Raw genomic sequence first — 26,522 nt, 5'->3', positions numbered from 1 at the left:
CTTTGACTATCAATTAAACGCCATCTTTAGCAAGTCTTAAACCAGTCATTTGCCAACGAGCGTGCGTTGGAAAAAAATTACGATAAGTTATTCTGGCGTGTCCAGGCGAGGTATATGCAGAACTTCCTCTAAGAACCATTTGGTTAATCATAAATTTACCGTTGTATTCTCCAGCAATACCTTTCCAAGCTTGATATCTTGGGTAAGGACTATAGTTACTACTGGTCCATTGCCAGACTTTACCAAACAGATCATCAATCAAATCTATATTCGTTTTAGCGAAAGTTTCCCACTCAAATTCAGTTGGTAAACGAGCACCTTCAAAGCCACCTAGATTTTTATCAGCCCAACGAGCAAAGGCTTCAGCTTCAAAATAGCTTATGTTTGATACTGGTGAAGAGGGTTCGATAGGTAAATTACCATGCAGTGAAAAGGAAAAGTATGAACGATTTTTGTTTTTATTCCAATAAAGTGGCGCCGTAATATCTTCAGAGCAAACCCATGCCCAACCAGCATCTAACCACCATTGTGAATCTTGGTAACCACCATCTTCTATAAATAGGAGCCATTGATGATTGGTAACCAGTTGATTCGCGATGAAGTGGTTTTGATTAAGAATTGAATGTGCAGGGGATTCATTATCAAAATGAAAGTCTTTGCCCGTAAAACCAATTTCAACAATACCTGAAACACCCTCTATCCAACGAAAAGACTCCATGAATGAATTGGAAGTTTTGGTCTCGGGGGAATAGGTCGGCAATAATGAGTTCTGATAGAAAAGATGCTGAATATCCGTTAACAATAATTCTTGGTGCTGTTGCTCATGATTAATTCCTAATTTGATGAGCCATTTTAGTTCGGGAGTTAAATGTTCTCGAATGAGAATTTCTACTCTACCCTCTACATTTTTTCGCCATTCAAGAACTTCGTTTAACGATGGTCGTGTTAAAAGTCCGCGGTGTTTACGGGGATGTTTATCTCCAACACTGTTGTAATAACTGTTAAATAACACAGCAAACTGAGAGTTCCAAAATGCAAAGTTCTTTTCAAAAGATTTGAGAACAATCACTTCATAAAACCATGTGACATGCGCCAAATGCCACTTAGCGGGACTTGCATCATCCATCGACTGTGCCTGACAATCCTCAGGGCTTAAGCCAGCAATTAAGTTAACTGTATGGCTTCTTGAGCGGTGAAATTCATTAAGGAGTGAGTCAGTCGTTAACATGGTTTAAGAAGTTTTAGTTAGCATAAATCACTGCAAAATAGTCTTTAGGATCTTTCCAGATTTTTGTCGATTTAAATCCAGCATCCTCTAATAGTTGTTGAATTGAATTAATCGCGTACTTATGAGAATTTTCTGTATGAATTAATTCACCTTTTTTAAAAAACCGATGATTTCCTGACCAAGAAACTAATAAATCTTCCAGAGCTTCCAAGTAAAGCTCAACACGATGTTGAGAGTGGTTGATGATCACCTTGTGACGAAACTGCGAAACATTGAAATTTGATCCGATAATTGCATTGATGGATCTTAAAATGTTGAGATTAAATGCAGCAGTTACTTTTAGATCATCATCGTATGCGGCCTTAAGTACCAGATCGTCTTTCATGAGGTCAACCCCAATCAGTAAACCACCATCGCCAGCCTGCTCTTTAATCTGAGTTAGTAGGGTTAGAGCTTCAGATGTAAGAAAATTACCAATACTTGAACCAGGATAAAAAAAGACTCTACCATGATTATTTATGGTGCTCGGCACTATAAGGTTTTGAGAAAAGTCTAGACCTAAGTATTGCATATGAATATCAGGATACTTACTGCGTAAATTTTCTAGCGCATCCTGTAAGTATTCTTCAGAAAAATCAATTGCAACATAATTGCTAGGTTTGAGAAAATCAAAAAGAGATTCAGCTTTTAGACAATTCCCCGCACCTAAATCAATCAGAGTTTCAAAAGGCCCAATTGTTTGCGCTATTTCCAATTTGTATTGGCTTAGAATGTTTTTTTCAGTGCTTGTGGGGTAGTACTCTGGTAGTAAAGTGATTGCGGTAAAAAGATGCGACCCAAGAGGGTCATATAAAAATTTTGGAGAAATTGATGCTGATTGAGCTAATAGCCCTTTTTCAATCTCAAGGACAAAGTTTTGTTGTTCGAGAACCGTTTTATTTTCAGAGACATCAGGTTTTTGCATAAATAGTGAATGACTAATTTTTTATAGGATTTAAGTGTTTATACTACAAATTAGTCGAATGCGCTGTTCGCTATTTTTAATCGGAGATGTTATGAAAGCCATGTGGAATAAAGAAGTTTTAGCAGAGTCGGTTGAGACGATAGTTGTTGAGGGGAACCATTATTTTCCACCAGCTAGTCTAAATATGAAATTTTTTAAAAAATCAGATAAAACTTCGGTATGTTCCTGGAAAGGTACTGCTAGCTATTACGATGTAGAGGTTAATGCACAATCGAATAAAGACGCTGCCTGGTTCTATTCAGAACCAAAATCAGCCGCAAAGAATATTTCGGGCTATGTTGCTTTTTGGAGAGGCGTAGAGGTTGTAGACTAGTGAAATAAGTCTGCACAAGTCTAATCTTGAAGTGCCTTAACATGCCATTTTTTAAGTAATAGGGCATTGCTTAAGACAAAGAAACTTGATAGAGCCATTGCACTTCCGGCAACCATCGGCGAGAGATATCCGAGGGCCGCCAAGGGGATGCCGGCCGTATTAAAAATAAAAGCCCAAAATAGATTCTGACGAATTTTATTCCAAGTTCTTTTCGAAATATCAATAGCATTGGGCACTAGGCTAAGATCACCGCGCATTAAAGTGATGCCAGCAGATTGAATCGCCACATCAGTCCCAGTTGACATTGCCATACCTACATCTGCAATTGCTAAAGCTGGGGCATCATTAATACCATCACCAATCATCGCAACCCATTGACGACCTTTATTGCTTTTAGAAGTTTTAAGCTTTTCAATAATATCTGCTTTATCACTAGGCATCACTTGCGCAAAGACTTCATCAATACCAATGATTTTTCCAACACGATCCGCTGAAGATTGGTTGTCACCGGAAATCATTGCAGTACGGATGCCTAACTGGTGTAAAGCTTCAACGGCTTGTTTTGCGTTAGCTTTAATTTCATCGCCAAACATGAATGCGGCAATCACAGATGAGTCTGCAGACTTAGCTCTCAATATTGAGATAGTGTTACCTTTTAGTATGGCGGAAGTCATTTGTTCCTCAATATCTTTGTATTGCGGATTGTCCTTTAGAGAAGCAATACTTTGAAGACATAACAGTTCATTGAGCCAAGGACCGCAGATGGGTTTACCTTCAATGCCTATTCCTGCTATTGCTTTATTTTCTAATGAGGTAATAGGTAATATATTTTTTTCACTCGTATATTCAAGTAGCGCTTTTGCAAGGGGGTGTTCACTACCGAGTTGAAGCCCGGCAGCTGTTGCCAGAATATCTTCAATATTTCCCTTTTCATTTGTAAGTGGAATAACCTCAATTAATCTAGGGCGCCCAATCGTGAGAGTACCCGTTTTATCAAATGCGACAACATTGATGCGGTGGGCAATTTCTAATACTTGGGGATCTTTAATCAAAATTCCAAATCGAGCCGCAACCCCAGTACCCGCCATAATTGCCGCGGGGGTGGCTAAGCCCAAAGCGCAAGGACAGGCAATCACTAGAACAGATACTGCGCGCAAAATTGCGATTGGTACAGAGTCCAAATAAAGGAAGTTAGCCAAACCGGTCAATATGGCAATTGCAATAACGCTAGGAACAAAAATAGCGCTAACTTGATCAACAAGCTTTTGAATCGGTGCTTTTTGAGTCTGAGCTTCCTCTACTAAAGAAATAATTTTTGACAACACACTTTCAATGCCAATTGCTTGAGCCTGAATGATGAGGGCACCTTCACCATTCATTGACCCCCCAATAACTTGATCCTGAATCTGTTTTCTGACTGGTTCACTTTCACCTGTCAGTAAGGATTCATTCACATGGCTTTGACCGAACAAAATCATGCCATCCACAGGTATCCTCTCGCCAGGTAAGACAATGACTCGGTCAGTTGGCAGTACTTGGTCTATGGGTAGAATGCGATAATCCGTTAAGTTAAGCGCATCGTTTTTGACCAAAATATCTAAGACTTTGGCATTTTCTGGCCAGAGTTTTTGCAAGGCACGAATAGCTTCACTCGTCTGCTTTTTTGCCCTTGCCTCCAGCCACTTACCAAGAAGTACCATGCTGATGATAACTGCCGAACCCTCAAAGTACAGGCTATTCATATCCTGTGATTGGGCAAATATCAGATACAAACTCAGTCCATAAGCCGAACTTGTGCCGATTGCAATCAGTAAATCCATATTACCGACACCTGCGAGTAAAGATTTGAACCCGGCCACATAAAAGCGCCATCCTAAAATAAATTGTATGGGTGTAGCTAAAGCGAGTTGCCACCATGGGTTTAATGAGAAGTGAATTCCAAAAGGCATTAAGACCATAGGTAAAACAAGAGGAGTAGCTAAAGCAAAGCTAATGATTACCTTAGTTAATCCGTCCATGCCCCAAGAGAACTTTGCTTCTTGTTGTGAACTTTTGCCTAAAGGCTTGCTTGGGTGTGCTTCATACCCAGTTTTGTCGATGGCCTTAATGATTTCATCAATAGTTATAGATGAGCCATGCTTGATACGAATCCGTGCCTGTTCTGTTGCCAAATTGACGCTAATAGCTTCTACGCCACTCATTTTTTGAACAGTCTTTTCTATTCGACCCACGCAGGAGGCACAAGTCATGCCACCAATATCTAAGGTATAAAAATCTGAGCTTAAAGAGGTTTTAGTGTCCATATGAGGTTAATATAGGCTCTTAGTTTATGGATTACAACATTTATCTAAATTACTAAAAAGGATTTGAAATGCTTAATTTCCAAGTATCCGGCATGACATGTGGAGGGTGCGTTAATGCCGTAACTCGTGCAATCCAGTCCCAGGACGCCCAAGCGCAAGTAAAGGTTGATTTGGCAACGCAACATATTGAGCTCAATACGACGTTATCGATTGACCAAGCGCGTGAACTAATCGAAGAGGCCGGTTTTCCAGTCATCAGTTAAGTCGTCTTAAGTCTTGAATTCCGACAAAGTTTAATAAAAAAGGAAAATGAAGCAATCGAATATATTATTTGTTGTTAAAGTTTCAAATAATTGATTTAAGATAGGATAAATCACATTTTCAATGAATAGGCCGATTTATTATGACTACAGTCAAGCAGTGTCTCGATCAAAAACCCAACAAAATTTACTCAGTAAAGTCCTCTGACCCCGTGGAGCAAGTATTACTCCAGATGCGTGATAACCGTATTAGATCTGTTTTAGTCATTGATGATGATGAATTAGTTGGAATTGTTTCACAAGGAGACTGTGCAATTAAAGTATTACTCCCAAATCACAATCCCAAACAAATTCTCGTCTCCAAAATTATGACCAGCAATCCCTTAACTGTTACTCTGTCTAATTCGTTAGAGGAATGTATGGCAATTATGGTACATAAACATATTCGGCATTTACCAGTGGTTGAAAATAAGAAAGTTCAAGGAATTATTTCAGTCGGAGATACTGTAAAAAATATCATTGAGCTTCAAGGTAGCCAAATTAAGTTTCTAGAAACCTACATTAGAGGTCACGGAGTTTAACGTTTGAGTTTACATCCCTTAAATAGGGTTCTCCCTTGTTGAACAAGGGAGCCTACTTATCAATAAATGTTATTTAAATAATTGAGGAATTTGGCGTCATCCTCAATACAATTTTGGTCAGGAAAGTTTGATACCAACCGATTTGGTTGTGATGTAACCAACGGCAGCACCAAATTTATCTTTATAGTTTGCATTAACCAAAGGATCTAAAGTTGGCTTCACTTTGTCATGAAGCTTTGGCAGCCAATCTCCGGCATGTTGAAAATTAGATGTTAAATAAGTCCAACCATTGAGATCATCAATCACTCCGAGTCCAGTTGCCTCAGCTCCCGCAGGCATAGACATAATTCGACTAAGCTGTTTGGTATCAACGTTATAAGCCCAAACGAAGTTATTGACATGAGTTGAGCTATCTTCACCGATAAACAAAGTTCTGAGCTTTTCAGAAAACTTTAAATTATCTGGATTAGAAACAATTTCTGGGTTAGCTAAATTTCCCAAAGCATCAGCCGCAATATCTTCACCCTTCAGAAGGGGATACATTTGGCGAGGTATCCATTCGCTCGGAATTGTATTACCCATTTGATCTTTGAGACCGCCAGATAATTGGTGTGCCAAAATACCACCGGCGATGAGAGGTTCATTCAGGGCGATACCACTATTTGCATTCCAGCCCTTACCGGTTTTAACCATAGAGTCTTGAATATTCTGAAGTGCTGTGTAAGCGATCTTATCTCTGATGTTGACAGTTGTGCCCTCCATCTTGCTAAAGCCCATACTGCCACCCATTAAATAGGCATAACGATGAGTCTCTAAAAATGCCGCAGCTTTTTCCATTCCTGGATTAAGTTTCACCCAGTTGGCCTGTCCGTCATAGAAGATTTTAGTAAAACTAGAATCATTTGGATCGGTTTTTAAAACCGTCATAATGTCGCTGGGTTTTAATCGATCTGCTAATGCTTTGATTTCATCACTAGTTGCATGGCCTAGCTTGATCCAAGCTAAAGAGTTACCGGCATCACCTGGGTTAATAGAAAAGCCAACACCTAATTTAGCCACATACAAGGTTCCAGAAGATAAGTCTTTTTCCTGATCAGCAATAAATACAAAAAGGCCGCTATTGGTATAGTCATCACCCATTAATACAGTACGATTATCCGGCATGACTTGAACTAGTTCATGCGAGATTCTACCGAGACAATAGTGCTTCACAATTTTCCCAGTGCCATCTGGTTGCACCGTAACTTCTGGTAAATGGCCGTAATGATATGGGTTAGCAGTAGATTCATCACCAAATAAATTTTTACTAAATTCTTTAAAGCGCTTATTTTCTGCAATGAAAGGAGCGTCAGGCTCATACTCTTCACTAGAAAGATGTGTGTTCCAAGGCGATAAGCTTGAGCCGCAGGTAATCCATAGTCCCTTGGCCGATGATGTATCTACATTAGAATATTGAACGAGAGATAATTTCCCGGTTTTTTGATCTTGATCTAAAGTTAATACCGCAATCGAAGAAGGGAGTGTTCCATAAGTTTTATCCCCTTTTAAATTTGCAGTAGTGTATTCAAATTGAACAACTGCAAATACAGGCTTACCTTTAATGCCTTTTACATTGGCCTTTGGAAGCTTTAATAAAGAAGTTCCATCGGGGCAGTCAGAAAAAATATGACGCTCTTTACCAGCAACAGATCGATCAAAGATCGGGCGATTATTAATATCGTAATATCCACCCGCTAAGGTTTGAGAGCCTTTACCATCAGAAACCATATTGCCTGTTATGAAAAATGGTTCATAAGATAATTGAAATGATTTCTTTAGCCCATTGGCATAACTTACTTCCAAAGCCGAGCCAATTTCAATACTTGCCATCGCGCTAGGATTACTTAAAGATGGAGCGGGTATGGAGACAAAAGATACGGATTCAATTTTTAGATCTTTAGTGGCTGCTTGAGTAACGCTTGTAAAAAGAGCCATAGTTCCAGAAGTGGCAAGTGGAAACATGGGTGCAGATACCGCTAGTTTAAGAACATCACGACGAGAATAGTTTTTCATAACGATCACTTAAAAAGGATTAATATCAAAAACCTTATATTAAATGACTGTTATGACAAAAATAACAAACAGGGACTAAATGCAGTAAGAAGTTCGTTTTTCAATTTCATTTACCAAGACGGGAATGATTTAAGATAAGTTTATTCAGGCTCACTTTTTAATTACATGATCAAATCACCCAAACCCTTACCCTTAGAAAAAATCCTGTTTAGTCAAGGATTTGGGACTAGGAGACACTGCGCTAACCTTGTTTTGGCGGAATTAGTGAAAGTCAATGGTGAGCCTGTAGACGACCCTGACGCAATGATCTCCCCAGAAAATCTTTTAATTGAAGTTGAGGGCGTTGAGTGGACTTATCAAGAAAAAGCTTATATTGCTTTTCATAAACCTGCCAACTATGAGTGCTCTCATAAAACCAAACATCATCCTAGTGTATATAACCTTTTACCTGTGCCGTTGATTGAGAGAGGGATTCAGTGTGTTGGACGCTTAGATCAAGATACAACTGGATTGCTACTACTTTCTGATGATGGGCAGTTTATTCATCAAATGACAACACCCAAAAAAAATATAGGCAAAGTATATTGGGCTCAGACGGCTGAGCCCATCAAGGATCAGCAGATCGAGCATCTTCTCAATGGGGTTGTATTAGACGATGACCCAAAACCTTGTAACGCAAAACACTGCTTAAAAAAAGAAGAGCATTTACTAGAAATGACAATCGTCGAAGGTCGTTATCATCAGGTAAAAAGGATGATAGCTGCAGTTGGGAATCATGTGCAGGGCTTACATCGTCATGCAATAGGTAATTATGTGTTGCCACATGATTTAATTGAGGGACAATGGCGTTGGTTAAATCAAAAAGATATCAATGACCTCTTTGGTTGATAAGGAACACAATGAAAAATGTTGGGAGATTCTTGTTGTTTTGGGCGTTTATTGCTGTTACGACGAGTAGTCAAGCATCTGAATATCGATTTTATTCTGCTGCTGGAGTGAAGTTGCCAATGATTGAGTTTGCACAACAACTTAATCAAACGAATCCTTCGAATCCAATTGTTAATGACTTTGATACAGCAGGTGCTGCTGAAAGTAAGTTTATTGCTGATACTCAGAGTGCTTGTTTAATTACGACGATTATCAGACTTGAGAAAGCTCTCAGTACTGGCGTGGTGAAAGGAACAGCGCCAATGCCTTTGGCGGATACTTTGGGCGGCATTGCTTTTTCTGGGGATTTTAAACCGACCATTTCGAACGCCACTGAATTAAAACTCGCATTATTAAATGCAAAATCCATCGCATTTTCAGATCCTGCGAGAGGTGCAACCGTCGGCGTACATTTTTTAGAAATCATTAAAAAATTAGAGATTGAAAAAGAAGTATTAGCCAAATCGACACTTGCCAAGGATGGTGTTGAAACCATGAAGTTGGTTCAATCTAAAAAAGTTGAATTAGGTATTACACAAGTAAGTGAAATTATTCAAGCAGATGCGAAGACTTTGTTGGGGCCTTTGCCAGCGGAATTTGAATTATCATCTAGGTATGCAGTATGGTGTTGCGACCCTAAGGATAAAAACATCGCTATGTTTCTTGATTTAATACAATCGGAAATGGGGGCGAAAACACTCAACAAATTTGGATTACGCCCTGTTCGTTAAGCTCAAGCAATACATTCAAATAAAAGTGAAAATAATGAAGAAATATTCTGCGATAAAAAATCTACTCATCATTTTTGGTTTTGGAGTTTTGTCAGGACAATCAATTGCGGCATATCCCGAAAAATCGATTCGATTGATAGTACCTTTCGCGACAGGAGGGACTTCAGAAATTGTGGCACGATCAGTTGCTAATGGGCTGACCAATGCGTTAGGCCAATCAGTTTATGTTGAAAACAAGCCTGGTGGCGCAGGAAACATTGCCATGGAAGAAGTAAAGCGCGCCAATCCAGATGGCTACACATTGATCTTAGGACATGTCGGTACATTAGCGGTGAACCCGGCATTATTTGGAAAAAAACTACCCTATGATCCAAATAAAGATTTTGCTCCGATTACTCTGATTGCCAAAGTTCCAAATGTCATCGCTGTAAGTGAAAAGAGTCCATATAAAACTATTGCTGATTTTGTAGCTGATGCCAAAAAAAATCCTGGAAAAATTAATTATGGATCTGCTGGCAATGGGAGTGCAGGCCATTTAGCAATGGAGTACTTTGCCTCAGAGGCGGGGATTGATCTTGTACATGTGCCTTATAAAGGTTCAGGCCCCATGTTGACAGACCTCATTGGTGGACAGATTCAGGCAACATTTAATGGTTTACCTTCTTTAATTGGCCAGATAAAAGGTAAAACTCTGCGACCCTTAGCAGTAGGCTCAGGAGATCGCTCTAAAAGTCTTCCTCAAGTTCCCACACTTGCCGAGTCTGGATATAAAGGGTTTGAGACCTCGCAATGGTATGGCCTCATTGCTCCGGCAGGAACTCCACGACCAATCATTGATCAATTACAAAAAGAGATTGTCAAAATATTGAGTTCTAAAGAAGATTCGCATCGCATGCTCGAAGATGGAGCGATCTTAGTTGGCAATACCCCAGAGCAATTTATGACATTTATTCAAGCAGAACAATCTCGTTGGGGTAAAGTGGTTAAACAAGCCAAGATTACGATTGATTGACACTAGAGCTTACATTTCAATATGAGCTCTTAAGCCAAATATATTGATTGGACCTCTTGCACTATTAAATGCAGGGTTTTCAATTCGCTGAAAATCTGCTGTTAGAAAAACCCCTTTATATGCCTTGATACTGTAATACGCCTCAAATATTTTTTCACGTTCGTATTGAAGATTGCCATCCCCTATAAAAGCCGTCATCCCACCTCGTTGTAAGTATTCAATTTGTGATGCAGAGATTCCACTGACGGCATAACCAATACCAATCACGTCATCCGACCTCCCCCAAGAAGTGCCTTTAATAGAAACTCCGCCAGATAGGGATTGGCTTATATCAAGGGTTTGGGTTTCTGTTTGACCCGTATTCCAGCTCCAACGAGCAAAAAGCCCAACATCATTTGAGATGGCTTGTTCCAAATTAACGCCATATCCCCATAACTTCTGCTGACCATATCTAGAATTCAGGATATCCGGAGTACTGTTAGTTTGGATCCCAAGATTGATGGCATCACGATAATTAGACATGAAGGCATTTGCTCGGAAATACAAAAGTCTGATGGCACCCGGTTGATCAGCAATTTTATGTTCACGCGTTAGTTCAATTTGATCACCATAATTTTCAGATAAAGAGTAATCTAAATCTGCGGTATTTGGAACTTTGGGCAGGGCTAAACGAGCCGCTTTTAACAGCCAGTTATCTTTGTACCATTCTGCAACCACACCGACTGTATAGCCCTTTATATCAGCTGCATAGTTATAGGCACCCATCGAAAAAATAGCAAAGTTTTGGAATTGCGTCCGGGGATCATGACTGTAAGAATTATCATCAAAAAAATCAAGGGTATTAAATTTACCCGCGCTAATGACGAGTCGATGGGTATCAACATAACCTGCTAATTGATTTGCGCTTGATTCTAGATATTCACGTTCACCACCAAACTGGAAGGTTTGACGCGCATATGCTCGAGCCGTGTAATAAATTGGTGGTGCATAAGCCCCCTTTTGTAATTCGCCGTTTTGAAACCCACCTAGACCGACCAGTGAACTAGTAAACGGTGTGCCGGAGAACATTTCCGGATTGTAATAGACCTCCGTGTTTTGCCAAAGCCTCGCACCAAGAAAAAGAGTACCACTTAATGAGTAACTACGACCATCAGCACCTTCGGTACGGCTTAATAAACTATTTTGGCCATTGTAAGACGAGTAAAAACTATTATGTAATTGATTAATATAAGTTGATTGAGCGTGAATACTAAATTTTTCAACTTCTTCAGTTTCACTATCAGAGGTTTTTGTATTGGACTCAATTGCAGGGCGATCACCAGAAATAGATACTTCACTCACATTTTGTGCAAAAGATGCCCATGAGTAAAGTAAGACTAAAGCGGCAATGCCAAGCTTAAACATAAAAATTCCAAAAACGTAAAACAATTAAAAAGTGACTTAACATGCTGAAAATAATATAACACAAATGAGAATCGTTCTCATCTGTTGATGCATAAAGTTAATTTAGATTTTACTTAAGCTATATGTAACTATGAGGTTATTTAAGTCAATTATTTCTTATTGTGTTGATTCAAATACATTAATTTAATGTATTTGTAATAAGAAGCCTGACCATTAGAAATCGCCAACGCAAAGCCGTATTTTCCATCCAAAAAACCTCGCCGCAAGATAAAAGTACGAAAAAACGCCCAAAAACCATGTACAACGGCAGAAAAGACAGATGAAGATTTTCCATGTTGAAATGCCTGCTCAGCACCCAAAGTTGAATATTGGTTGACTTTGTTAATGACTTGTTCAAAGTTGCGATAACTGTAATGGATTAAATGGTTCTTCAACTGTTTGGTTTTACCATCAGGTAAAAGCCGTTCATGAACTAAATGGTCAGAAAATCGAGCCTGACCCCTTTTAAATAAACGATCAACATAATCAGGATACCAACCACTGTGATGGATAAACTTACCACAATACTGACTAAGTCGCGGTATGGCAAAGCAAACAACATCATGGGGATCTAACAATTGGGACTTCATTTCTTGAATTAATTCAGGAGTTAAACGCTCATCCGCATCGATTGATAAAACCCAATCGCAAGAAGCATGACTTAGTGCGATGTTTTTTTGAGGTCCAAATCCAGGCCAAGAACTTGTTGGAATGATTTTGGCATTAAATTCTTGAGCAATTTCAAGGGTGCCGTCACTACTTTGGTTGTCGACGACAACAATTTCATCAGCAAAACCAGACAATGACGAAAGACATTCAGCAATATTCAGAATTTCATTTTTAGTGATGAGTATTACAGAAATAGAAGGGATCATTAAAAAAATAGGTAAAAAAACGTTGTCATTAAAAGTCTGTTCTAATGCTTCACATATGATAACAATTGTCGTCGCCTCCTATCAATATGGTCACTTAGCAGCCCATTGTATAGAATCCATCCTTGCACAGAGTCAGTCTCCAGAAAAAATCTTTTTTGTAGATGATGGAGCAAAGGATTGTCAGCATCTACCAAATCTATATAAAGATATAGAGTATGTGATGCGACCAAAAAATATTGGCACAGTTCAAAATTTTCAAGATATGTTGAGTCGTGTAAAAACAGAATATGTCATGTTTATTGGTGCAGATAATTGGCTTAGGTCGGATTCGATCGAGTTATTGTCTTCTGCTAAAACCGATATCGTTACTTATGACATTGTTGTTACTGGTGAGTTAAAGGATGAAATACTCATTAGAGTGCCAGGTCAGACTCAAAGGTATCAGGGTGATCACTACTGGAATCGACATCAACAACATCATGGTTCAATGTTGTATAGAACGAGCCTTGGGCAGAAAATTGGCTATAAAAAGAGATTTGAGAATGGCAAACATCCTCAAGAAGATTGGAATTTGTGGGACAAAATGTTAGAACAAGGAGCAACTGTTTCTAGCATTAACGAAGGTCTTTTATATTACCGAAGACATCGTGAAAATTTTTTAAAGTATGAATATTTGGGAGCAGAAACTTCAACTGAAAATAGCGATACAACTCCTGAAGAAAACACTGTTACTGAAAAAATATAAATCGACTAGATTTTTGGCGAAAAAATCATTTTGAGGGTCCATTGATCGCCAGCGTCCCATCCATAACCCAAGCCCATATGAACATTCATACCATTTAAAAAGGTACCTGATGTTTGAAGTTCCAAGATCGCAAAAATTTGTTTAGGAGTCGAGTTAGGGGTGGAATTATTCACAGCGGTTTGACCCTGGTAATACTCTAAACCATATCCTGTGATTGGGCCAATATTGGTCAGTCGAATAGCGCGTGTTTGGTAATTCAACTCCCAATCGCTGTTTTGACCATCTGAGCGACCCGAGTCAATCACTGGATTGAATGCCAATGACCACTGATCATTTTTCCAAGCAACAATTCCTCTAAATTGAGCCCCTTTACGAGGAAATTCCATACCTGTATTAAGTACAGAGTATTCAAAATTACCACCAAGTGCCCAAGGTTGTGTATCGGAATTTTGAATTGGCAACCATTTAATTCGAGTTTTATAACCAGCAGACTCATAGCCATAATCGGGGGTGTAATTGGTTGGTAAATAAAAACCCAACTCAACTGTTTTGGTTAATCCGTAGCTAAACTCTGGAGTTAATCGAACACCACCTTGTGATACACGTTGATTAGGAAAACTAGATGAGGTTTGACCAGAGAAGGTTGTATTTGCATGAATTTCAAGACCAAACTCACCTGGCTCATTAATTTCACCGTCATAAACCTGAATCTCATCGAGAAAAACAGCATGAGAAAAAGACGTGAATATTAATAAGAAAAAAGGCAGGACACGACTAAAGAGAAGACGCATTTGGATATCCTATTAAAATAATATTGTATTTTAACTATTTAATATTGAAAACAAATAAAGAATAGCCATTTAGTCAATTAGAAAATGCAATATAAATGAGTTTTATAAGCCCCGAGTTCTGTTACCTTGCGTTGATATTTTTCGGCATTTATTGGTATTTGCAGACATATAAAACATTTCAAACTTATTTCTTAACTCTGACTAGTTATCTCTTTTACGCAAGTTGGTCGGTCAAATTTACCGCTATATTGTTTATCTACAGCCTCATCATTTGGCTGATGGGTAAGTGGGTATGTACAGAAAAACCTTTCCAAAATAGTAAAAGTCTTAAATTAAGCATAGTAATTTGCATAAGTTTAAGTTTACTTGTCGTAACAAAATACTATGATTTTGCGCGAGAAATCTCAAATGAAGTCTTAAGCTCAATGGGAATTATGCAACACATGCCATTGTTTGAGTTAGTAGTACCCGCTGGAATATCATTTTTCACCTTTCAAGCCATCACCTATTTGGTGTGGCAATCAAATAATGAATCTCAAGAAATAAAAAAACAAATTAGTTTTGGAGATGTCCTCTTGTTTTTAGCGTTTTGGCCTACCTTATTTGCTGGGCCAATATTTAGAGCAAAAGAATTTTTTACACAACTTTATGGGCCACATGCAGGGCAGGCTATTCAGGTAGAAAAAGCAATATATATTATTTTATTAGGACTATTTCAAAAAGTGGTGCTCTCAAATTGGCTTGCCACTTCATTCGTTGATGATGTTTTTGCCTATCCCGATAAACAAAACTTGGTAACGGTAACAAGCGGTACTTGGGCATATGCATTACAAATCTTTTTCGATTTTTCTGGATATACATTACTGGTAACAGGACTGGGTTATTTATTGGGATACCAAATACCTTTAAATTTTCGACAACCCTACTTAGCAAAAAATTTACAAGACTTTTGGAAACGATGGCACATTTCTTTATCCACTTTTATTAGAGACTATGTTTATATTCCATTGGGAGGAAATCAAGGGAGCTTTACAAAAACCCAAATTAATATTTTTATAGCCATGACGCTGAGTGGAATATGGCATGGAGCTAGTTTAACTTTTGTGATTTGGGGCGCCTTGCATGCATTGGGAGTGGTTATTTCAAATATCAATCAGTACCAATTAAAAATTCATTTAAACAGCGTTCTAACTAAAATATTAACAATTCTATTTGTATGTCTTGCATGGATTTTTTTTCGATCAGAAAATATTCATCAAGCATTTGAGTTAATAGGACAGTTTTCAAATGTAACTGGTAAATTTACATTTGAACATTTAGAACTAATTGCTTTGACCATACTATTTTATAAACTAAGTTTTCGGGCTGAACCTATCGAAAATTGGTTCATATTGAAGATCAAAAAATATTGGGGATGGCGTTTATTTATTATTGTGACGGCATTTGTATATTGGATTATATTTGCTGGACCAAGTGGCATTCCCGGATTTATTTACTATAGGTTTTAAATATGCAATCTAGAAAATTACTTCCTTGGTTTCTCGTGATTGTGGCAGCCAACTCGTTTTTATGGTTAGACTCACTAGATCAATATTTTGCTTCAAGATTTCACTTTTATCTTTCTCAATACATTCCAGAACAAGCATTAACGCCATCGATTCGGATGAAACAAATATTAGGGGTTACTGAACGTAAAGAACCTGAGTTTGATCGTATGAACGTCACGACGATTGAACAAAAAATAGCTTTTAAGGATGCGGGTTCATCTAGTCTGATTGCTCCTGCGGTAGTGAAATCCGAAGAAGTGATAAACAATACAAATAGCTTAGATGAGACTCAACTCGCCTATTTAAAAAATAATATTGAGTATGTGACCTTAGGAACTCCAGAACAAAATAAAACACCTGCACTACCTTTCAAATCAAGTAATGTGAAAGTCATGTTTGCTGGTGATTCTATGATGCAAGGAGTGGCACCGATTGCCATTAATGCCTTGAAAAAAACCTATCCTAAGGCAAATTTAGTGGATTTAAGTAAGCAAAGCACAGGGTTAACCGTTAAAAGATATTTTGATTGGCCAACAAAAATAAAAGAAGGTATTGCAAAAGAAAACTATAAATTAGTGATTATTTTTTTAGGGCCGAACGACCCTTGGGATATTTATGAAAATAAAAAGGTTTATAAATTTCCTTCTACGGAGTGGGAAGAGTTATATCGACAAAGGGTTGAAGACGTTTTAAAGTTCGCCAAAGAAAATCAAGCACATGTGATTTGGGTTGGGTTACCCAATATGGGAGAAGAGAGGCTTCGCACTGGAGCAATGATTCAAAATAGAGTATTTAAAAAAGAAACGCACAAATACAGTTATCAATATGTTCCAACAGATGTTCTTTTAGGGCCACTTGATCAACCTTATAAGGCATATATTAAGGATCCGGCAAAGGGAGATATTCTGATGCGCGCAAGTGATGGTATTCATTTCACACCAACTGCGTTACGATTAATTAGTCAACAAGTTGTTCAAGCAGTTCAACAATTGGATCAAGAGTGAAATTTAAATTATTTATATGTGGGTTAGCTATGTGCATAAGTCCTCAAATATATGCACAAGCCTTGATGAACATTCAAGGGTTAAGCCAAAGCCCAGATCTTGTCTGTCCAATTGTAAAAAAATCAACGAATCCACCAACCTCAAATAACTCAGAATTTGAAGAGGTTTACTCCCTCCCTGAGGATGAGTTATTAGAAATCATCCAAAAAAACTCAATACCAAAATCAAATCAAGTGCAAATAAGTTTACCGAAGCATGCAGATGGTAAGCCATATAAAATTGGTGTATGGGGAGATAGTCATACGGCGGCTCATTTTTTCTCAGAAGAACTGATTAGAACCATCGGGTTAGATTCAGATACTGTTTTACCTAGCTTTATTCCGCCATCCATGGCAAGGCCGGGCGTTCGGTTGCCGATTAGAAAATATTGTCAAAGCCCCAATTGGAAATTTAATTATTCTTATACTGGAGTTAACCAAGAGTTTTATGGGCCCGCATTACTCAAGCTTAACACTAATACTTCTGATAGTTATTTATGGATTGATTTTCGTTCGAAAAATAATCAATCAAATGCGTTACAAAAATTAACTATCTTATTTTCTAAGACGATTCAAGCAACGGCAAAAATTGGAATACAAGTAGACAATCGTGCAGAAGAAATTTTCGATATTCAAAATACCCATGGAAGTAATTTACAAATTCAAGGAGACCGTTTATTTGGTGTCGTCAAAATTCGTTTAATTGAGGGCGCTATATCTATTGATGGTTTTATACCTCAGTACGATACGCAACCAAAAGTTTTTTTAGACACCTTTGGCATTCCAAGTGCTACAGTAAAAGGATTACAAAGTATTCAAAAAGAATATGTGGCAGGCCTACAAGTTCCTCAAAATTATGATCTAGTGATTCTAGAATATGGCACCAACGAAGGCAGTCATTTACCTTTTGATGGAAAGACGTATGCCAACTTATTAAGAGAGTCATTAAAAAATTTCCGTAGTATTTATCCACAATCAAGTTGTTTATTAATGGGCCCAACTGATCGAGGTGTTTGGTACAAAAGAACCTATACCAAAGGGAAGAAAAAATTAGTTAAAGCTGCCCCCATGCCTGATTTTTTAATGTATTCAAAGATTCATCAGGAGATTACACAAATCCAAGGGCAGGTGGGCAAAGAGTTCTCTTGTTCAAGTTGGAGTTGGCAAGATGCCATGGGGGGGCCTGGCGGCGCCTATGCCTGGATTAAACAATCCCCACCACTCATGGCGAAAGACTTAATTCATTTAACTGTTCAGGGTTATCAAGAAACGGCAAGACTGTTTAGTCGAGATATTCAATTGCAACAGATGCTAAACACCAAGAACTGAACCTCAAAAATGATAATTAGGTATAAATACTCAAATAGAGGGTATTTATAGAGGCTGACTGAAGGATACAACCGAATTCGGTTGATTATGATTATAAAATGACCTATCTCACCCGAATGAAACGTTTGCCATGATGAATCAGCAAGCCCTCTATTTAGCTCAAAAACTAGCGCAGGCAAAAAATTTGCATGCCCAAGGCAATTTAGAAGAAGCTCAAAAGAGTTATTTATCTTTATTAAAAATTCAAGTTAAAAACCCTGAGGCATTACATGGATTGGGCTTGATTGCTTACATACAAGAAAAACATCAAGAAGCGATTAAATACTTGAATCAAGCAATTCAGATTCAGCCAGATGAAAATTATTTGAATAATCGAGGTACTGTGTACTTTGCATTAAAAAAATACCCAGAAGCGGAGATGGATTACAAAAAAGCTTTACGTTTAAAACCAGGTTTTGCGGATGCTGAATTTAATTTAGCTAATTTATTTACAGAAATCAATCGTATTAAAGATGCTTTGGATATTTATGACATATTAATTCAGAGAAATCCAAAGGATATCGAGGCACTATATAACCGTGGCAATGCTTATAGTCGTATCAAAAACTTACCAGAAGCTATCTTAGATTTTAACCAAGTTATTCAGCTGCAACCCACGCATATCAATGCGTTACTCAATCGTGGGAATGCATATTTAGGGCTTGAAGATTTAGATCTTGCCATTGCATCCTATAGCCAAGCCATTGAGGTTCAACCCAATTTTGTTGAAGCCTTGATTGCCAGAGCAAATTCTTATGTGGCTAAAAAATTGAATGACTTGGCAAGACAAGACTTTTTCAAAGTGACTCAATTAAAGCCCGATCATAAAGAAAGTTATTTTTCTTTAGGCAATGTCTATAAAGATACATTTTATTTGCATGACGCTATTGCGTGTTATCAACAGGCAATAGCAATTGATGAAAATTATTACGATGTATTGACTAATTTAGCCAATACACTTCGTAGATTAAAAGCTTTTGATGAGGCAGCAGTTTATTACAGTCGCGCCGTACAGGCAAACCCGAATTCACCTGAGCCGTACTCCAATTTAGGAAATATTCTGCATGATTTAAAAAGAACCGACCTTGCCATAGACGCTTATGTCAAATCTTTGGAGATTGAGCCAAATTACAAAAGAGGACTTTATAACTTAGGCAATATCTTTAAAGAGCTGAATCAATTAGAAGAAGCTCTTGAGCAATTTGAATTTATTCTATCAACGAACCCAACGGATATAGAGACCCAGTTTGCGCGTGGGATGGTGTTGTTGACTTTGGGTCAATATAAAGAAGGTTTTAGGTTGTATGAGTATCGTTGGCAAAGAGAGTCATTAGTTACAAAATTACGTGAATATGATCAACCCCTTTGGACTGGAAATGAATCTTTAGAGGGTAAAACCATTTTGATTTATATCGAACAAGGCCTTGGAGATACCATACAGTTTGGACGTCTGATGCCTGAACTTGCCAAAAGAGGCGCTAAGGTTATATTTGAGGTACAAAAACCCTTGGTTAACTTAATGAAGCAAATACCTGGGGTGAGCGCAGTTATTCCATATAAAGATGATGTACCTCATTTTGACTACTTTAGCCCTTTATTGAGCATACCTGCAGCACTTGAGTTAGAAGTTCAGACTATTCCATTAGCTCAGGGATATTTACAGGCAAATCCAGATTATGTAACCAAATGGAAAAGCATACTTGGTGATAAAAAGAAACCCAGAATTGGTTTAGTGTGTAGCGGTAATCCGTTGCATGAAAATGATCAAAATAGAAGTATTTTGTTGTTTAATATTATCCCGTTTCTACCGCAAGAGTTTGAGTACATTACCTTGCAAAAAGAGATGCGCGATGTTGATCGTGAGTTGATTAAAAAGTATCCACTATTTAAGTCTTATGGTGATCAATTAGAAAGCTTTGATGACACAGCGGCATTATGTGAGTTAATGGATATTGTGATTAGTGTTGATACGAGTGTGGCGCATTTAAGCGGTGCCTTGGCGAAAAAAACATTTTTATTAATACCGTATTGTCCCGATTGGCGATGGATGTTGGAACGAACTGATACTCCTTGGTACAACTCTATGACAATCTATCGTCAAGAATTTTCAAATGATTGGACATCAACGTTTACAAAGCTGGCGCAAGATTTGAAAAAAGAACTATTAGATTAAATCGTTTGTCTGCGTAAAAACTTGATGCGAATGAAAAGTTGTACCAATAGACTGCCCGTTAAGCTTGCCAATAGAGTTTGCCAAAGATCTAGATGCTCAATGCATAAAGCATAGATTACAAAGTAGGCAACAAAGGAATAAACACCCCTTGATAAGCCCTTAAAAACTTGAAGGACGTGTTCTTGACCATATGACCGGTGTGCAAAAACGACGAGAACTAAGGTCACAACTGGAAATACAGATAGTATGCCGCTCCATATTGCGCCCAGATGATTAGCAAGGGATGTAATAGAAATGGTTAAAAGCATGCCTACAATCATACGAATTGGTAGATCTTTTATACCTGGCAGTGATTTATTTTGAATATTACTTTTAGGTAATAAATACGGAATAACAAAAAGCAAACTAAGGGAAAGTGCTGCTGAAAAAAATAAATCTTGAGGACATAATGAAAGTACAAAGGCACTTACATACCAAGCTATCAGGGATATGAAAAGGCAGGGGATATAACTTAAAAATCGACAAACCCAAGCGTACGTTAAGCCAAAGATGAGTAAACTAACAGAGCCATAAATGACAAAAATACTTGCCTTGGCACCAAAGCTTAAGCCCTGCTCCAGGGTTAAAAAAAACAGAATAGGACCAGCCACCACTGGAAAGGCGCCGAGAGTACCGGCAATTTCAGAGCCCCATTTTCTTCCGACAAAACTAATCAGTACGATAAATAGTGGAACGGTGATGAGTTTTAGTATTAGCAAAGATCGTTAGAAGTTGGGTTGAAATAAGCCATCATATGCTAATTCGGCTTAAAAACAAAACCAAAGTCAGTTAATTGCTGCGTAATTAGGGGACCTGCTGTGAACTCTGTCAAAATAGAGGATTGTTATAAACAGTCATCTGTTTTTAAATACGTTGAAAGAATAATAGAATTTAAGTGAAAAATGAAACCAAAGGAATGTTGATTGGTTTGGTTGGCGTATGTATTTTTGCGTTGACTTTACCAGCAACTAAATTAGCTGTAGAAGTTTTTGATCCCGCCTTTGTTTCCTTTGGAAGAGCGCTAATCGCTGGTATTGCTGGTTTAGGATACATACTGATTACGCAATCACCCATTCCATCATGGCGGATTGTGCGCAGAATCTTCTTGATTATTATCGGCATTATTATCTGCTTTCCGTACTTAATGACATTAGCAATGGCCAATGGTAGCTCTTCTCATGGCGGCATTATTCTTGGATTTATGCCTTTATTAACTACGGTGTTTGGTGTAGTGAGACATAAAGAGAGACCATCGAAAGGATTTTGGTTTGCTTCTTTATTAGGTACCGGATTGGTGTTGACCTATGCGTTGATTCAAGGGGCCGGGTCATTTTCTTACATGGATTTTTTATTGATGACGGCAACTATTTTTTCTGCTCTTGGTTATGCAGAAGGAGCGGAACTATCTAGGCTCATGAGTCCAAAGCTAGTGATATCTTGGGCTGTAGTGATTGCATTACCTATCAATGCCGTAGTTACTTATATGACTTTTCAGCCAAATTACTTAGAAGTCCCCTTCATGTATTGGCAATCTTTTTTATTTTTAGGCTTGTTCTCCATGTATATCGGCTTCTTCTTTTGGTATGAAGGCTTATCTTTGGGAGGCATTTCTAGAGTGAGTCAAGTACAACTTACCCAACCGTTTATCACCTTAATTTGTGCAAACGTGTTGCTTTCAGAAAAGCTGGAGGCTATTAACTTTATTTTTGCAGCCTTAGTAGTGTCCTCTGTGTTTTTAGGAAAACACATGTTGGTTAAGCGCGCTTAACCAAGTTCTCTGATTTTGATGATGAGCGTTTGTTCAGTACCAAGATTGTCCAGAGTCGCTAAGCGAAGTGCCTCTTCTCTAAAATCTAAGAGACTTGGGTGTGAACCGTCATGCCCCAAGTTAATAATATAAGTCCACAAAAGCTGATCTTTCGCAGACTTTTTATATAGGTCAACTACCCTTCTCATGAGTAAAAATTATTTACTCAGCGATCGACTCTGACGAAGCTTCTTCTATAGATGGTTTAGCTGGAGGGCGTTTGGCCATAGCTCTCTTAATTTTGGCCTGCTCTTTAGGCTTTGAGGACTTCTCAAGCATGACACCTAACTGGGTTAGATTGAGTGGACCTAATCTAGCTTTGCCAGTTTTAGTCAGCATAGAGTTGTTTTTACGATTTTTTTGATTTTGGCCTGCAGCCATGGATTACTCCCAAATAAAATGATTTTTTACGGGAGCAATGCTCTTATAAGAACCCAACGGTGGGCACAGGATTGTGATCATCCAAAAGAATAACAGTATATTAACTAAAAAACCACCTATTATGCTAAATATTATTGAAAAACAATGAATTATAGTAATTTTGATATAATTGGAAATATGGAAATAAATAAAACTGCACTGGCATTTTTAGGCTTAAGCCACCCCATACGGCTTCAGGTTTTCGAGCTTATTGTTCATTCAGGTGAGACTGGTATGAGACCACAAGAAATAGTGGAAACAATAGAGATACCTCATGCGACGTTAAGTTTTCATCTAAAACAGTTACAAATTTCAGATTTAATTTGGGTCGAGAGAAAAGGTACCCGATTGTTTTATCGCTGTAATGCAGTGACCTTAAAAAATATCAGCTCACAGCTGATCAGCTTAAATGATCAAATAGTTAATCAAAATAACGCTATCATTACCAAGCCGAGAATAAAAGTAAAACCACACTTTTCTGTAGAAATCCTTAAAGAGCCAACTAGTCAAGAATAAAAGTATATGTCAGCAAAGAAAAATAATTATCTACTTTACCTAGTGGCAACAACTTTCTTTATGGAAACATTGGATAGTACAGTTATTGCAACAGCACTACCCATGATGGCGCTTGATTTTAAAGTATTTGCTGTTGATGTAGGTGTTGGTATCACAGCATATTTATTGACCTTAGCCGTTATGATTCCAATCAGTGGGTGGCTCGCAGATCGGTTTGGTGCGCGCAGAATCTTTACACTTGCAATTGCCATATTTACTGGCGCATCTATCTTATGTGGCATAAGCGAAAGCCTCAACTTTTTTATCTTTTCAAGAGTGTTGCAGGGTGTGGGTGGCGCCTTAATGGTTCCAGTCGGAAGGATAATCGTCTTAAAAAATACACCAAAAGAAGAAATCATCCCGGCTATTGGCTTAATTACTTGGCCAGCATTAATAGGGCCTGTTGTCGGTCCAGCAATCGGAGGCCTATTTACAACATATGCCAGTTGGCACTGGATCTTTTTTATTAATGTTCCCATCGGCATTATTGGAATCATCTTAAGTTTGATATTGATTAAAGGGACTGATGAAGTTAAAAAATCACCATTGGACATTAAGGGTTTTTTCCTCAGCGGCATAGCATTATCAAGCTTGATTTACTCAATCGAGCTTTGCAGGCATATTAGAGAAGACATGCAATATATCTTGGGGTTTTTAGTCTTGGGATTAGTGGTTGGATTTTTGGCAATCAGACATTTCAGGAGGGCAGAGCACCCCATGATTGACTTGTCACTATTAAAAATACCGACATTTGAATCCACATTAATCGCTGGAAACTTATTCAGAATCGCCTTACATTCAACACCCTTTTTAATGCCGTTATATTTACAACTAGGATTAGGGATAGATCCATTTCAAGCTGGTTTGATAGTGATGAGTATTTTTATTGGCAATTTAGCGATGAAGGCTGTAACGACCCCAATTTTGAATAAGTATGGGTTTAAAAAAGTAATGACAATTAATGGAATTGCCATTATTTTTTCATTGATGTCTTGCGCGTTTATTACGGCCTCTATGCCGATTGTATTGGTATTGATTATTTTATTTGTAAATGGTTTAGTGAGATCAATGCAATTCACATCAATTAATACCCTTGGACTCGCTGATGTACCACATCATAAGATGGGGTCAGCATCATCCTTAGCAAGTACAGGAACCCAATTGAGTATGGCTTTAGGAATTGCAGTAGGTTCTTTAGCCTTAAGTTTGGCAACGATGATTAATCAAGGTAATCCGAACGAGCCGAGTATTGTGGATTTTAGATTGTCATTTCTATTGGTACTTGTTTTACCAATATGGGGTTTGTATAGACAACGATTGATGAGTCATGATGCGGGCGACGATATTCGTAAAAAAAATAAACCTCAATAAAAAACACTTAAAATATTAAATCTGTAACAAATAAAAATAATTAGTGATAAAAATCACAGACCACGAGAGACAACAATATGAATATACTTTTTATTGGGATTGGAAAGATGGGCTTACCAATGGCAACCCATCTAAAAAATGCTGGTCATGAATTAAAAGTTATAGATATTAATCCCCAACAAATTAGCCTAGCTAAACAAAATGGACTAATCGTCGGCAATGAGGATGACTATACCTGGGCAAATTGGATCATCACATCGATGCCCAATGATCAAGCCTTCTTAGAGGTGGCAAAACAAATTAGTTTAAAAGCTTCAAAAAATACGATATATGTAGATACGAGCACGATCTCTATTTCTGCCTCAAGTCAAGCAGCGGTGTGGCTAAATGAAAGTCAGATTGACTACCTTAGAGTAGCGGTATCTGGCAATAATCATATGGCCATCGCGGCACAATTAACCGTGCTAAGTTCAGGAAAAAAAGAGATTTATGATCAAGCACATTGTTTGCTAACTTGCTGGGGACCAAAGGTTATCTATTTGGGACAACAAGAACAAGCTAGATTAATGAAATTAGTCGTTAATTTGATGATTGCACAAACCAGTGCGATGTTGGCAGAGGGATTGACACTTGGCAGACTTGGTAATTTAGATTGGCAGGATATGTGGGAAGTGATTACGAATAGTGCAGTTGGTTCTCCAATCATGAAAGCTAAAATGGCACAACTTGGTAAGCCATTGGGGGATAGAGATTTTTCTCCAACATTTACAGTGGAGCAAATGATTAAAGATTTATCCTTAATCAATCAAGCTGCGCAAGAGTTTGGGTCACCCATAGAACAAACCCAAACGACTTTAGATTGGATGAAACAAGCAACACAAGATGGTGAAGGACAGTTAGACTATGCCGCTATTATTCGGGTATTGGAAAGAAAAGCAAAACTAAGTAATTAATTTTTTTTATGAATCAACTTTGGAGAATTTAGTATGGCGCAGAAAATTGGATGGATTGGATTAGGCAGAATGGGCGAGTCAATGGTTAAAAGATTAACCAAGGCTGGTTATGGAGTCGATGTATGGAATCGTACTCGTAGCAAAGCAGATCCGTTAGCACAATACGGTGCAACAGTTGTAGATAAAATCCTTGACCTATCTGCTTGTGAAACCGTCATCACGATGGTTTCAACAACTAAAGACTTAAAACAAGTTTTATTTGGTGAGGGTGGGCTTGTAACAACAGCTACCAAGCCGAAGGTTGTCGTTGATAGTTCATCCATTTCACAAGAAGGTTCTGCAGAAGTTCGCCAACAATTAGAGGCATTAGGCGTTGCATATTTATGTGCACCTGTTTCCGGCAATGCAAAAGTTGCAAAAGCAGGAAAATTATTAATGGTCTCCTCTGGCCCTAAAGATTTATATGACAAGGTTGAACCTTATTTTCAGGCGATGTCAAGAAAGTGTATGTGGATTGGTGAAGGTGAATTGGCAAGGGTTTGGAAAATTGCACACAACACGATGTTTGGTGTCGTTATTCAAAACCTCTGTGAGATTACAGTACTTGCTGAAAAAGCAGGAATTCCACGCCATTTATTCCTAGAGAGTATTAATGATTCCGTTTTGGGCTCAATGTATACACGCTATAAAACCCCAGTATTAACCAACCTTAATTTTGATCAAGTGACCTTTACTCCAGAGTTACTGTTAAAAGATATGGATCTTGGTATGGCCGCAGCTAAAGCACACGGAGTTGCTATGCCATCTGCAGCGGCGACGCGTGAGTCAGTGGCAAGAATGATTGGTCGTGGCTATGGTGATATCGACTTCTCAGCTCTTTTAATCGAAACAGCAAAAGATGCTGGTTTGGAATTAAAATCTGAAAACAAAACGATTGGCGATGGTCTAGAGGCACAATAAAA

Annotated in this window: 26 protein-coding genes; 16 read left to right on the top strand and 10 right to left on the bottom strand. The window is 38.1% G+C overall.

Translation table 11 applies throughout. The annotated features are described in order from the left end of the window. Positions 1–13 precede the first annotated feature (13 nt). Entirely contained in the window at positions 14–1,228 is a 1,215-nt protein-coding gene (egtB, locus tag QMN06_RS12065; protein WP_281970371.1) for an ergothioneine biosynthesis protein EgtB, read from the bottom strand. 13 nt (positions 1,229–1,241) lie between these two features. Continuing rightward, positions 1,242–2,192, bottom strand: a complete 951-nt coding sequence (egtD, locus tag QMN06_RS12060; RefSeq protein ID WP_281970370.1) for an L-histidine N(alpha)-methyltransferase — start codon at positions 2,190–2,192, stop codon at positions 1,242–1,244. Positions 2,193–2,283: 91 nt separating this feature from the next. On the opposite strand from egtD, the gene QMN06_RS12055 reads away from it, so the two are divergent. Next, positions 2,284–2,565 (top strand): DUF427 domain-containing protein, encoded by a 282-nt coding sequence (locus tag QMN06_RS12055; RefSeq protein WP_281970369.1) that lies wholly within the window; start codon positions 2,284–2,286, stop codon positions 2,563–2,565. A 20-nt stretch (positions 2,566–2,585) separates the two neighbouring features. Here the strand turns inward: QMN06_RS12055 and QMN06_RS12050 are convergent, their stop codons facing one another. Next, positions 2,586–4,868 (bottom strand): heavy metal translocating P-type ATPase, encoded by a 2,283-nt coding sequence (locus tag QMN06_RS12050; RefSeq protein WP_281970368.1) that lies wholly within the window; start codon positions 4,866–4,868, stop codon positions 2,586–2,588. A 68-nt stretch (positions 4,869–4,936) separates the two neighbouring features. Here QMN06_RS12050 and QMN06_RS12045 point away from each other — a divergent pair, with 68 nt between their 5' ends. Further along, positions 4,937–5,131 (top strand): heavy-metal-associated domain-containing protein, encoded by a 195-nt coding sequence (locus QMN06_RS12045; RefSeq protein ID WP_281970367.1) that lies wholly within the window; start codon positions 4,937–4,939, stop codon positions 5,129–5,131. Between the two features lie 140 nt (positions 5,132–5,271). Further along, the gene (locus QMN06_RS12040; protein WP_281970366.1) at positions 5,272–5,709 is read left to right on the top strand and encodes a CBS domain-containing protein; all 438 of its coding nucleotides are present in this window, start codon (positions 5,272–5,274) and stop codon (positions 5,707–5,709) included. A 117-nt stretch (positions 5,710–5,826) separates the two neighbouring features. Here QMN06_RS12040 and QMN06_RS12035 read toward each other — a convergent pair whose 3' ends face one another. Next, a complete protein-coding gene (locus QMN06_RS12035; RefSeq protein WP_281970365.1) occupies positions 5,827–7,761 on the bottom strand; it encodes an alkaline phosphatase PhoX in 1,935 nt (644 codons plus the stop codon). Positions 7,762–7,926: 165 nt separating this feature from the next. On the opposite strand from QMN06_RS12035, the gene QMN06_RS12030 reads away from it, so the two are divergent. Genes QMN06_RS12030 through QMN06_RS12020 form a run of 3 tightly spaced genes read left to right on the top strand, consistent with a single transcriptional unit; the run spans position 7,927 to position 10,431 of the window. Continuing rightward, positions 7,927–8,649 carry a pseudouridine synthase gene (locus QMN06_RS12030; RefSeq protein WP_281970364.1) on the top strand — a complete coding sequence of 241 codons (723 nt, stop codon included), beginning with the start codon at positions 7,927–7,929 and terminating at the stop codon, positions 8,647–8,649. A gap of 11 nt (positions 8,650–8,660) precedes the next feature. Further along, on the top strand, positions 8,661–9,419 hold the full coding sequence (locus QMN06_RS12025) for a substrate-binding domain-containing protein (protein WP_281970363.1): 759 nt from the start codon (positions 8,661–8,663) through the stop codon (positions 9,417–9,419). Between the two features lie 34 nt (positions 9,420–9,453). Next, positions 9,454–10,431 carry a tripartite tricarboxylate transporter substrate binding protein gene (locus QMN06_RS12020; RefSeq protein ID WP_281970362.1) on the top strand — a complete coding sequence of 326 codons (978 nt, stop codon included), beginning with the start codon at positions 9,454–9,456 and terminating at the stop codon, positions 10,429–10,431. A 9-nt stretch (positions 10,432–10,440) separates the two neighbouring features. Here QMN06_RS12020 and QMN06_RS12015 read toward each other — a convergent pair whose 3' ends face one another. After that, entirely contained in the window at positions 10,441–11,835 is a 1,395-nt protein-coding gene (locus QMN06_RS12015; protein ID WP_281970361.1) for a carbohydrate porin, read from the bottom strand. A gap of 149 nt (positions 11,836–11,984) precedes the next feature. After that, a complete protein-coding gene (locus QMN06_RS12010) occupies positions 11,985–12,749 on the bottom strand; it encodes a glycosyltransferase family 2 protein (protein ID WP_281970360.1) in 765 nt (254 codons plus the stop codon). 55 nt (positions 12,750–12,804) lie between these two features. On the opposite strand from QMN06_RS12010, the gene QMN06_RS12005 reads away from it, so the two are divergent. Next, positions 12,805–13,494, top strand: coding sequence for a glycosyltransferase family 2 protein (locus tag QMN06_RS12005; RefSeq protein ID WP_281970359.1), 690 nt, complete (start codon positions 12,805–12,807; stop codon positions 13,492–13,494). A 5-nt stretch (positions 13,495–13,499) separates the two neighbouring features. Here QMN06_RS12005 and QMN06_RS12000 read toward each other — a convergent pair whose 3' ends face one another. Then, a complete protein-coding gene (locus QMN06_RS12000) occupies positions 13,500–14,285 on the bottom strand; it encodes a hypothetical protein (protein WP_281970358.1) in 786 nt (261 codons plus the stop codon). A gap of 278 nt (positions 14,286–14,563) precedes the next feature. On the opposite strand from QMN06_RS12000, the gene QMN06_RS11995 reads away from it, so the two are divergent. The 4 genes from QMN06_RS11995 to QMN06_RS11980 all read left to right on the top strand — a co-directional run bounded on the left by QMN06_RS11995 (position 14,564) and on the right by QMN06_RS11980 (position 20,415). Further along, entirely contained in the window at positions 14,564–15,793 is a 1,230-nt protein-coding gene (locus QMN06_RS11995; RefSeq protein WP_281970357.1) for an MBOAT family O-acyltransferase, read from the top strand. A 2-nt stretch (positions 15,794–15,795) separates the two neighbouring features. Further along, a complete protein-coding gene (locus QMN06_RS11990) occupies positions 15,796–16,836 on the top strand; it encodes a DUF459 domain-containing protein (RefSeq protein ID WP_281970356.1) in 1,041 nt (346 codons plus the stop codon). Between the two features lie 29 nt (positions 16,837–16,865). Beyond that, positions 16,866–18,203 carry a hypothetical protein gene (locus QMN06_RS11985; protein ID WP_281970354.1) on the top strand — a complete coding sequence of 446 codons (1,338 nt, stop codon included), beginning with the start codon at positions 16,866–16,868 and terminating at the stop codon, positions 18,201–18,203. A gap of 130 nt (positions 18,204–18,333) precedes the next feature. After that, positions 18,334–20,415 carry a tetratricopeptide repeat protein gene (locus QMN06_RS11980; RefSeq protein ID WP_281970352.1) on the top strand — a complete coding sequence of 694 codons (2,082 nt, stop codon included), beginning with the start codon at positions 18,334–18,336 and terminating at the stop codon, positions 20,413–20,415. On the opposite strand, the gene QMN06_RS11975 is transcribed toward QMN06_RS11980, so the two are convergent. After that, positions 20,412–21,173: a hypothetical protein gene (locus QMN06_RS11975; RefSeq protein ID WP_281970351.1), complete on the bottom strand. Its 762-nt coding sequence runs from the start codon at positions 21,171–21,173 to the stop codon at positions 20,412–20,414. The two genes, QMN06_RS11980 and QMN06_RS11975, sit on opposite strands and share 4 nt — an antisense overlap. A 176-nt stretch (positions 21,174–21,349) precedes the next feature. Between QMN06_RS11975 and QMN06_RS11970 the strand changes: the two genes are divergently transcribed. Then, complete coding sequence (locus QMN06_RS11970; RefSeq protein ID WP_281970349.1) at positions 21,350–22,222, top strand: DMT family transporter; 873 nt, start codon at positions 21,350–21,352, stop codon at positions 22,220–22,222. Here QMN06_RS11970 and QMN06_RS11965 read toward each other — a convergent pair. Both QMN06_RS11965 and QMN06_RS11960 read right to left on the bottom strand, forming a co-directional pair. After that, positions 22,219–22,410 carry a hypothetical protein gene (locus tag QMN06_RS11965; protein WP_281970348.1) on the bottom strand — a complete coding sequence of 64 codons (192 nt, stop codon included), beginning with the start codon at positions 22,408–22,410 and terminating at the stop codon, positions 22,219–22,221. The genes QMN06_RS11970 and QMN06_RS11965 overlap by 4 nt on opposite strands. Before the next feature lie 13 nt (positions 22,411–22,423). Further along, positions 22,424–22,642: a hypothetical protein gene (locus QMN06_RS11960; RefSeq protein WP_281970346.1), complete on the bottom strand. Its 219-nt coding sequence runs from the start codon at positions 22,640–22,642 to the stop codon at positions 22,424–22,426. A gap of 144 nt (positions 22,643–22,786) precedes the next feature. Here QMN06_RS11960 and QMN06_RS11955 point away from each other — a divergent pair, with 144 nt between their 5' ends. The 4 genes from QMN06_RS11955 (at position 22,787) to QMN06_RS11940 (ending at position 26,520) form a co-directional block, all read left to right on the top strand. Next, complete coding sequence (locus tag QMN06_RS11955; protein WP_281970345.1) at positions 22,787–23,197, top strand: helix-turn-helix domain-containing protein; 411 nt, start codon at positions 22,787–22,789, stop codon at positions 23,195–23,197. 6 nt (positions 23,198–23,203) lie between these two features. Next, on the top strand, positions 23,204–24,607 hold the full coding sequence (locus tag QMN06_RS11950; protein ID WP_281970343.1) for a DHA2 family efflux MFS transporter permease subunit: 1,404 nt from the start codon (positions 23,204–23,206) through the stop codon (positions 24,605–24,607). Between the two features lie 77 nt (positions 24,608–24,684). Further along, entirely contained in the window at positions 24,685–25,560 is an 876-nt protein-coding gene (locus tag QMN06_RS11945; RefSeq protein WP_281970342.1) for an NAD(P)-dependent oxidoreductase, read from the top strand. A 33-nt stretch (positions 25,561–25,593) separates the two neighbouring features. Further along, positions 25,594–26,520 carry an NAD(P)-dependent oxidoreductase gene (locus QMN06_RS11940; RefSeq protein ID WP_281970340.1) on the top strand — a complete coding sequence of 309 codons (927 nt, stop codon included), beginning with the start codon at positions 25,594–25,596 and terminating at the stop codon, positions 26,518–26,520. The last annotated feature ends 2 nt before the right edge of the window (positions 26,521–26,522 follow it).

It is taken from the genome of Polynucleobacter sp. SHI8 (assembly GCF_027944005.1).
Taxonomy (GTDB): Bacteria; Pseudomonadota; Gammaproteobacteria; order Burkholderiales; family Burkholderiaceae; genus Polynucleobacter.
The sequence above is the reverse complement of the archived record's forward strand: the minus strand, read 5'-3'. Positions and strand labels throughout refer to the sequence as shown.

Bases quoted from the DNA above. Each gene is read 5' to 3' on its own strand.
- egtB (WP_281970371.1), bottom strand. From the start codon at position 1,228: ATGTTAACGACTGACTCACTCCTTAATGAATTTCACCGCTCAAGAAGC.
- egtD (WP_281970370.1), bottom strand. From the start codon at position 2,192: ATGCAAAAACCTGATGTCTCTGAAAATAAAACGGTTCTCGAACAACAA.
- QMN06_RS12055 (WP_281970369.1), top strand. From the start codon at position 2,284: ATGAAAGCCATGTGGAATAAAGAAGTTTTAGCAGAGTCGGTTGAGACG.
- QMN06_RS12050 (WP_281970368.1), bottom strand. From the start codon at position 4,868: ATGGACACTAAAACCTCTTTAAGCTCAGATTTTTATACCTTAGATATT.
- QMN06_RS12045 (WP_281970367.1), top strand. From the start codon at position 4,937: ATGCTTAATTTCCAAGTATCCGGCATGACATGTGGAGGGTGCGTTAAT.
- QMN06_RS12040 (WP_281970366.1), top strand. From the start codon at position 5,272: ATGACTACAGTCAAGCAGTGTCTCGATCAAAAACCCAACAAAATTTAC.
- QMN06_RS12035 (WP_281970365.1), bottom strand. From the start codon at position 7,761: ATGAAAAACTATTCTCGTCGTGATGTTCTTAAACTAGCGGTATCTGCA.
- QMN06_RS12030 (WP_281970364.1), top strand. From the start codon at position 7,927: ATGATCAAATCACCCAAACCCTTACCCTTAGAAAAAATCCTGTTTAGT.
- QMN06_RS12025 (WP_281970363.1), top strand. From the start codon at position 8,661: ATGAAAAATGTTGGGAGATTCTTGTTGTTTTGGGCGTTTATTGCTGTT.
- QMN06_RS12020 (WP_281970362.1), top strand. From the start codon at position 9,454: ATGAAGAAATATTCTGCGATAAAAAATCTACTCATCATTTTTGGTTTT.
- QMN06_RS12015 (WP_281970361.1), bottom strand. From the start codon at position 11,835: ATGTTTAAGCTTGGCATTGCCGCTTTAGTCTTACTTTACTCATGGGCA.
- QMN06_RS12010 (WP_281970360.1), bottom strand. From the start codon at position 12,749: ATGATCCCTTCTATTTCTGTAATACTCATCACTAAAAATGAAATTCTG.
- QMN06_RS12005 (WP_281970359.1), top strand. From the start codon at position 12,805: ATGATAACAATTGTCGTCGCCTCCTATCAATATGGTCACTTAGCAGCC.
- QMN06_RS12000 (WP_281970358.1), bottom strand. From the start codon at position 14,285: ATGCGTCTTCTCTTTAGTCGTGTCCTGCCTTTTTTCTTATTAATATTC.
- QMN06_RS11995 (WP_281970357.1), top strand. From the start codon at position 14,564: ATGGGTAAGTGGGTATGTACAGAAAAACCTTTCCAAAATAGTAAAAGT.
- QMN06_RS11990 (WP_281970356.1), top strand. From the start codon at position 15,796: ATGCAATCTAGAAAATTACTTCCTTGGTTTCTCGTGATTGTGGCAGCC.
- QMN06_RS11985 (WP_281970354.1), top strand. From the start codon at position 16,866: ATGTGCATAAGTCCTCAAATATATGCACAAGCCTTGATGAACATTCAA.
- QMN06_RS11980 (WP_281970352.1), top strand. From the start codon at position 18,334: ATGATGAATCAGCAAGCCCTCTATTTAGCTCAAAAACTAGCGCAGGCA.
- QMN06_RS11965 (WP_281970348.1), bottom strand. From the start codon at position 22,410: ATGAGAAGGGTAGTTGACCTATATAAAAAGTCTGCGAAAGATCAGCTT.
- QMN06_RS11960 (WP_281970346.1), bottom strand. From the start codon at position 22,642: ATGGCTGCAGGCCAAAATCAAAAAAATCGTAAAAACAACTCTATGCTG.
- QMN06_RS11955 (WP_281970345.1), top strand. From the start codon at position 22,787: ATGAATTATAGTAATTTTGATATAATTGGAAATATGGAAATAAATAAA.
- QMN06_RS11950 (WP_281970343.1), top strand. From the start codon at position 23,204: ATGTCAGCAAAGAAAAATAATTATCTACTTTACCTAGTGGCAACAACT.
- QMN06_RS11945 (WP_281970342.1), top strand. From the start codon at position 24,685: ATGAATATACTTTTTATTGGGATTGGAAAGATGGGCTTACCAATGGCA.
- QMN06_RS11940 (WP_281970340.1), top strand. From the start codon at position 25,594: ATGGCGCAGAAAATTGGATGGATTGGATTAGGCAGAATGGGCGAGTCA.